The organism is Methanocalculus taiwanensis (assembly GCF_024372745.1).
Taxonomy (GTDB): Archaea; Halobacteriota; Methanomicrobia; order Methanomicrobiales; family Methanocorpusculaceae; genus Methanocalculus; species Methanocalculus taiwanensis.
Map to the genome: position 1 here is coordinate 1 of NZ_VOTZ01000044.1, position 6,690 is coordinate 6,690.

7 protein-coding genes are annotated in these 6,690 nt (G+C 52.2%); 4 read left to right on the forward strand and 3 right to left on the reverse strand.

All coding sequences use genetic code 11. From position 1 onward, the window contains the following. Positions 1-182: 182 nt before the first annotated feature. Positions 183-2,147 (reverse strand): thiamine pyrophosphate-dependent enzyme, encoded by a 1,965-nt coding sequence (locus FTO68_RS11490; RefSeq protein ID WP_255333556.1) that lies wholly within the window; start codon positions 2,145-2,147, stop codon positions 183-185. 121 nt (positions 2,148-2,268) lie between these two features. Between FTO68_RS11490 and FTO68_RS11495 the strand changes: the two genes are divergently transcribed. The 3 genes from FTO68_RS11495 to FTO68_RS11505 all read left to right on the forward strand — a co-directional run bounded on the left by FTO68_RS11495 (position 2,269) and on the right by FTO68_RS11505 (position 4,300). Then, entirely contained in the window at positions 2,269-2,523 is a 255-nt protein-coding gene (locus tag FTO68_RS11495; protein WP_255333557.1) for a pro-sigmaK processing inhibitor BofA family protein, read from the forward strand. Positions 2,524-2,621: 98 nt separating this feature from the next. After that, positions 2,622-3,578 (forward strand): ABC transporter ATP-binding protein, encoded by a 957-nt coding sequence (locus tag FTO68_RS11500; RefSeq protein ID WP_255333558.1) that lies wholly within the window; start codon positions 2,622-2,624, stop codon positions 3,576-3,578. Then, positions 3,575-4,300, forward strand: coding sequence for an ABC transporter permease (locus FTO68_RS11505; RefSeq protein WP_255333559.1), 726 nt, complete (start codon positions 3,575-3,577; stop codon positions 4,298-4,300). The genes FTO68_RS11500 and FTO68_RS11505 overlap by 4 nt, the downstream gene beginning before the upstream one ends. A gap of 18 nt (positions 4,301-4,318) precedes the next feature. Here FTO68_RS11505 and FTO68_RS11510 read toward each other — a convergent pair whose 3' ends face one another. Continuing rightward, positions 4,319-4,921, reverse strand: a complete 603-nt coding sequence (locus FTO68_RS11510) for a flavodoxin family protein (RefSeq protein ID WP_255333560.1) — start codon at positions 4,919-4,921, stop codon at positions 4,319-4,321. Between the two features lie 235 nt (positions 4,922-5,156). Between FTO68_RS11510 and FTO68_RS11515 the strand changes: the two genes are divergently transcribed. After that, the gene (locus tag FTO68_RS11515; RefSeq protein WP_255333561.1) at positions 5,157-6,344 is read left to right on the forward strand and encodes a coenzyme F420-0:L-glutamate ligase; all 1,188 of its coding nucleotides are present in this window, start codon (positions 5,157-5,159) and stop codon (positions 6,342-6,344) included. 148 nt (positions 6,345-6,492) lie between these two features. Here FTO68_RS11515 and FTO68_RS11520 read toward each other — a convergent pair. Continuing rightward, positions 6,493-6,690, reverse strand: a 198-nt coding sequence (locus tag FTO68_RS11520; protein ID WP_255333562.1) for a hypothetical protein, incomplete at its 5' end; no start/stop codon positions are given.

Consider the following 6,690-nt stretch of genomic DNA (forward strand, 5'->3'; position numbering starts at 1 on the left):
GAGGGTGTCATCACCATTCTTTGGATGGATGAAACACTCAGTCAAATAATCAGCATGATTCTCTTATGGATGCGGTGAATTCAAGGAGAGGAATAGGATTATGCTTGGTTAATGTGACATTGTAGAGCTACCATATAAAGAATGTAAATCAACGCTTCTTTCTGGTACATGCGTGCGATTCCTCACACAATCCTCCGTGCATCGCAGATTACATCTACGATCACCGGCAGATTCATCGATAGCGCTTTTCCAACCGCCCCTGCCAGGTCCCCCGGCTGCTCCACCCGTATCCCCGCACCGCCGCAGGCATCTGCATAGGCGGCAAAGTCCGGGTTATGGAGATCGGTTCCATAGTTTGGATAATTCTCCATCAGCTGCTCGACCTGGATCATCCCGAGCTGCCGGTTGTTCATGATGATAACAACCATCGGGAGATCGTACTTCACCGCGGTGACAAAATCCGCCATCGCCTGGGAGAATCCGCCGTCACCGGTAATGCAGATGACCTGTTTCTCCGGGTAGGCGAGCTTTGCCGCAATTGCTGCCGGAAACCCAAAGCCCATCGTCCCGAGGTACCCCGACATCGTAAACCGCTGCTGCTTCATCAGGAAGTTCCGCCCAAACCACCACTGGTTCTCCCCGACATCCAGGCAGATGACAGCAGCCGCAGGAAGCTTCTCAGAGAGGATCTTCATTAGATAGGGGGGGCGGATCGGGACTGCTTTAGAATCGGCTTCGGAATCCAGCTGGTCAAGCCACGCGATCTTCATTGCTGCAATCTCCTCTGCAAGGCCGGGCCGGGTCTTCTTTTCGACCATCTGCGTCAGGAGGGAGATAGTCTCCGAACAGGTGCCCCAGAGCGGAATTGTCATGTTCCCGACACCAAGTTTGACGGGGTTCGTATCCACCTGGATAATCCGTGTATCAAGCGGGACGTTCGTGAACTTCGAGAACCCGACACCAAATGCAACGATCAGATCAGCCCGCTCTGCCAGGATCCGTGCCTGCGGGGAGCCGACCGACCCAAGCACGCTGATCACCCGGGGATGATCCTCGGGGAGGATACCCTTTGCCCGGTATGTGGTCAGGATCGGGGCATCGATCGCCTCGGCAAAGGCAAGAACGGCATCTGCATCATGGTATGCCCCAAACCCGGCGAGCACAACCGGGTGTTCAGCACCATCGATCGCATCCCGTGCCTTCTGGAGTGATGCAGCATCCGGGGTTATTGCAGGCTCGACAATCACAATCTCTGTTTTGCAGATCGAAGGATCAAGCGGCTGTTTCTGGATATCATTTGGAATAGAGAGCTGGGCAACACCGTGGCGGAGTGTTGCATACCGGATCGCCCGGGAGAGGAGGAGGAGCGTCATCTTCCGATCTGAGATGGTATTATTATAGACGGTTATCGGCCGGAAGAATGCATCCTGGTCGATCTCCTGCATCCCGTACTCGCCGGTATACTGCATCTCGACCTGCCCGTTTAAGGAGACAACCGATGCACCATCCTCTTTTGCATCATAGAGGCCGGTTGCGAGGTTCGTTGCACCAGGGCCTGCAATCGTAAGGCAGGCGGCAATTCTGCCGGTAAGCTTGTTGTAGGCGGATGCCGCCATTGCCGCTGCCTCTTCATGGCGGACAACAATATAGCGTACCTTCCCGTTCTTCCTGATAGCATCAACCAGTCCGAGCGATGAAGTACCGGGAAGTCCGAAGACGAGATCGATTCCGGATGCAACAAGCCCTTCAATGATCACATCCGATACGGTTTTTTCGGATTTTTCATGGGCAATTGCATCCTTCCGGACCATCACAAAGGCTGCACGGGCAGCCCCGCAGACCGGGCATCGCCACATATCCGGAAGTTCTGCAAACCGTGTACCGGGTGGTGTCTTTGTTGCAGGTTCCCCATCTTCTTCAGAATAACGGTAGTTGCAGACAGTGCACCTCCAGATCATCGGAAGGGCAGGACCGGATTCGCCTTCTGAGGAAAGAACCGAGAACGCCTCCTTCCCGGCCGCACAGACCGGACACCGCCAGTCATGGGGGAGTTCATCAAAAAGAGTGTCTGGTGCCGTCTTCGTAGAAGGCTCACCCGACTCCTCATCATAGATATAGCCACAGACCGAGCATTTGTATTGTGCCATAACGTCACCTCTCCAATGAGAAGAGGGAGAAACAGATAGATAAATGATGTGGATACTATGAAACATAAAACCCGGGAAAACGACATAGTATCTTAAATAGAAGGAGCGATGAGATTCCTGTATGTTCGGCTCGCTCTTTGGCATCATCATCGCAGTGGTGATCGCAGTCGCCATCTTCTATCTCCTGAAGAAGGCAATCTACCTTGTTTATAATGCGATCATCGGTATTGTCATCCTCTTTATCTTAAACGCCATCGGCATCTTCGGTGAACCCGGTATCCCGATAAATATCGTTACAATCCTGATCAGTGCAATCGGAGGGATTATCGGAGTCATTATTATCATTCTGCTTCATGTTCTTGGGATTCCGCTCTGATGGAATGCCCCCCAGCTTTTTTCCTGCCTCGACCAGATCGAACCTTTCAAATGATCGTATCCTCAAAGAGTAATACAACATAGGTGAGGCGTAGCACGGTGACAGCTATTGAGATATCAGGATTAACAAAGCAGTTCGGCACCCTCATTGCAGTCAGTGAGATGAGCCTCTCTATAGACAGGGAGATCTTCGGCCTCCTCGGCCCAAACGGTTCAGGGAAGACGACCACCGTGAAGATGCTCACGACACTCATCACCCCGACAGCAGGAGATGCATGGATCTGCGGCCATTCGATTCTCAGCAATCCAAAACAGGTGAGAGAGCAGATAAGCTATGTTCCGCAGGATATGGCTGTTGATCCCAAACTCACCGGAAGAGAGAACGTCATCTTCTATGCAAAACTCTACGGCATCCCAAGACCCCATGAGACTGCAGACGAGGCACTTGCAATGCTTGAGCTCGCAGACCGGGCAGACGATCTCACCCGGACATACTCAGGCGGAATGCGAAGAAGGCTTGAACTTGCACAGGCGCTTGTCCACGATCCCGAGGTGCTCTTCCTGGATGAGCCGACAATCGGACTTGATGTAGGAGGGAGACGGCGGATCTGGGACCATATCATCAGCCTGAAAAATAAAGGTATGACGGTCTTTGTCACGACACATTATATGGATGAGGCAGATCATGCCTGCGACCGTGTCGGGATCATTGATCGCGGGACTGTGGTCGCATCAGATAGACCGGCACAGCTGAAGGCTGATGTCTGCCGGGATATCGTTGCCATACGAGCAGATGGCGCATTTACCGGAACATTTCCTGACGATATCACGTACCTCGGCCAGTCAGGCGATGAACTGAGATTTGAGGCAGTAAATGGAGAGGAGGCAGGGATCGCCCTTTCCCGGCTGATGGCAGAGTATGGCATGCAGGTTCGATCAGTCTCTATCCGCCAGCCGACTCTTGATGATGTCTTTCTTGCGCTTGTCGGCGAACAGGACGAATCGACGGCATTTGATTTCCAGCGCTTTCGGACGATGCTCAGGAGGCGGATATGAGAGAGACACTCTACTACATGGAGAGGGACTTCCGCAGATGGAGCCGTGGAAAGATCAATGTGATCTCCGCACTTATCCTGCCAGCGGCATGGCTAATTTTTGTAGGCCTGGCGCTTCCTATCCGCTTCACTGATAACTACCTCGACTTTATCACCCCGGGAATTCTTGTCCTGACGATGCTCGGGGCATCGCTGCAGGGTGGAGCGCTCCTGATGTTCGACAAGATCCTCGGGTTTCTCCAGAAGTTCCTTGCAATGCCCGCACCCCGCGAGAGCATCCTCTTTGGCAAGATCCTCTTCATCACCTTACGGGGCATGATCCAGACGACAATCATCCTTGTGATGGCGATCATCCTGGGGGCACAGTTTCTCGACCCGCTCCTCCTTGTACAGACCTATCTTGTCCTCTTCATCTTCGGCCTGCTCCTTTCATCCTTCATGACAACGGTGGCACTCAGCCTTGAGGATCATGACTCCTATGCGGCATTCAACTCGATGATCGCAATGCCACTCTTCTTCACAAGCAGCGCCCTGATGCCCTATGATCAGATGCCGGGATGGCTTGCCACAATTGCACACCTGAACCCGGTTAGTTATGCGATCGATGCTATCCGGGCTTTGCAGGAGGGAATCTTCCCGGCATTCACGATTGCGGGGCTTCTGATTGGGGCTGCAATTGTCCTTTCAATCAGTGTCTACGTATTCAGACGAGCTACCATCTGAATTGTCTTCCAAAAACGATCAGGGTATGGGAGAGGAGAGCCTCCTCCCCGCCTGCTCAGCCTCTTCCAGTACCTCAGGGCAGTTCCGCACCGCTCCACGGTCAAAGAGAGAGAAGACGGCAATCTCCGCGACAATCTCATACCCAAGCGCCTGAAGCGGCAGCCGGAGGGCGTCCAGTGCAAATCCCATATCCTCCCGGTTTTCCTGTTCGCAGATCGAGGCGATCACTGCCCGTCTCCCCTGCCCGGCAAGCCGGCTGCTCCAGGCTCGCGGCCGGGTATCTGCAAAATCATAGAAGCAGTAGAGCCGGTCGATGAAGGCCTTCATCTGTGCCGTGATATTGTAGTTATGGGTTGGGGAGACGAGAACAAGCGCCTCTGAGGAGAGAATATCCGGGTACAGGAGCGTCATGCCGTCACGAAGCCCGGTACAGCTCTTATCCTTTCTGCACCGCTCACACCCGGTGCAGGAGGAGAACTGGTAGTCACGGAGATGGACAGCCTCTGTTTCATAGCCGCCTTCACCTGCCCCTTTCAGGATATGCGTAAGAAGAGTGTCTGAATTTCCGCCTTTCCTGGGACTACCACCGATCCCAAGAACCCGGTGATCTGGAGATGCCATATGGATCAATGCGCCTGAGCCTCTATCAAACCTCTGGTATGGATCAATTGCCTGAGAAGAGAGTGAAGAAACAATCAACCCATACAAGCCCATCTGTCCGGGAAGAGGATATGGAAGGAAGCGGTATGCACCCACCCACTGACATCAACATTTCGGAAACGCTAAAACCTTTCAGTAGATACAAGTACAAAAAGCATCGTCCGAACAGGGACGGTGTACTGAAGAGGAGATAGTCATGTTTCAATTACCATCATATGTCGGCCCCTGTGCCTTTGGAATCAAGATGGGAATGGTCGTTCCGGGATCAGATCTTCATAAGATGCTGCTTGATGAAGCAGTCAGACTGAATGAAGATGGGATGCTCGCAAACGGCGATGTCCTCTCCATCACCGAATCGGTGGTGGCACGGGCACAGAACAATATGATCACAACAGAAGAGACGGCAAAAGAGATCAGAAAGACTCTCAATCTCAAGCCGGATAGCCGGGTAGCTGTCGTCTTCCCGATCGCAAGCAGGAACCGGTTCTCCCTTATCCTTGAATCCATAGCGAAAGCGGTTCCGGAAGGTGAGGTAATCGTCTGGTTCTCCTATCCCGATGACGAGGTCGGCAACCAGATCCTTCCTCCAGAGGTTGCTGAGGAGCTTGATCTCCGTCATGGCGGCCTCTTTACACCGGATGATATCGACGGTAATTATACCCACCCCTTAACCGGCGTCAATTATCTCACGCTCTATAAAGAGATCATCAAAAGCGAGGGCGCCACACCAAAAATCGTCCTCTGCAATGACCCAAAGCGGGTAGCGGAATTCAACCCCGACGGCGTAATCATTGCCAATATCCACCCTCGTGAAAAAACAAAGAAAGTACTGAAGACAATAATCGGTAACTGCTGCACTCTTCAGGAGATATGCAGCAGCGGCACCTGCCCTCCGACATCGGAATGGGGGCTTTTGGGGAGCAATATGTCCTCGAGCTGCCGGCTCAAACTCGCTCCTTTCGAGGCAGAAGAGTTTGTCTGTTTCCTCCAGCAGGAAATATTCACTATGACCGGGAAGAATGTCGAGATTTTAGTTTTTGGAGACGGTGCATACAAGGATCCGACAAGCGGCATCTATGAACTGGCTGATCCAAAAGCCGCCTTTGGTGCAACAAAAGGGATCAAAGAGGTGCTCCGTGAAGGCGTGAAGATGAAGTACCTGATCGACAAGTATCATGAAGAGGGACGATCTGAAATTGAGATCATCGAGATGATCGAGAATGAATCACGGAAAGCCCGTGGAATCAGCTGCATCGAGTGTGAAGGAACAACCCCCCGCCGGATGGAGGATGTCCTTGCAAGCCTCTCGGATCTCGTCACCGGATCAGCAGATGCCGGCACCCCGCTTGTTCTGATCAAAGGGATATACCGCCCCCCGAATTAATCCGGAAACAAAACGAAACCGAGGCAGTCCCTACTGCCTCTCCTCTTCTGATACAATTATCGCCTCGATCACCTCATACAGAGGATCGAATTTTCCTTTGATTATGCCCCAAAGTATTGTTGGATTGATAGAGTAATACGAATGCACACTATATCCCGAAATCCTGCAATCTTTCTCTATTCAATTTCAGGATAAGAGGATGTACGATCAGCAGGAATCTGGATAACGTACCTTTCTTTCTGTAAATTCTCTGACCCTGCTCTCCTTGGTTGATCATTCTCTCTCGTCCGACAAATATCTTCTGCCTGTAACCCACTCTTCGTTGATGTCCATTAGGATAGCTCCT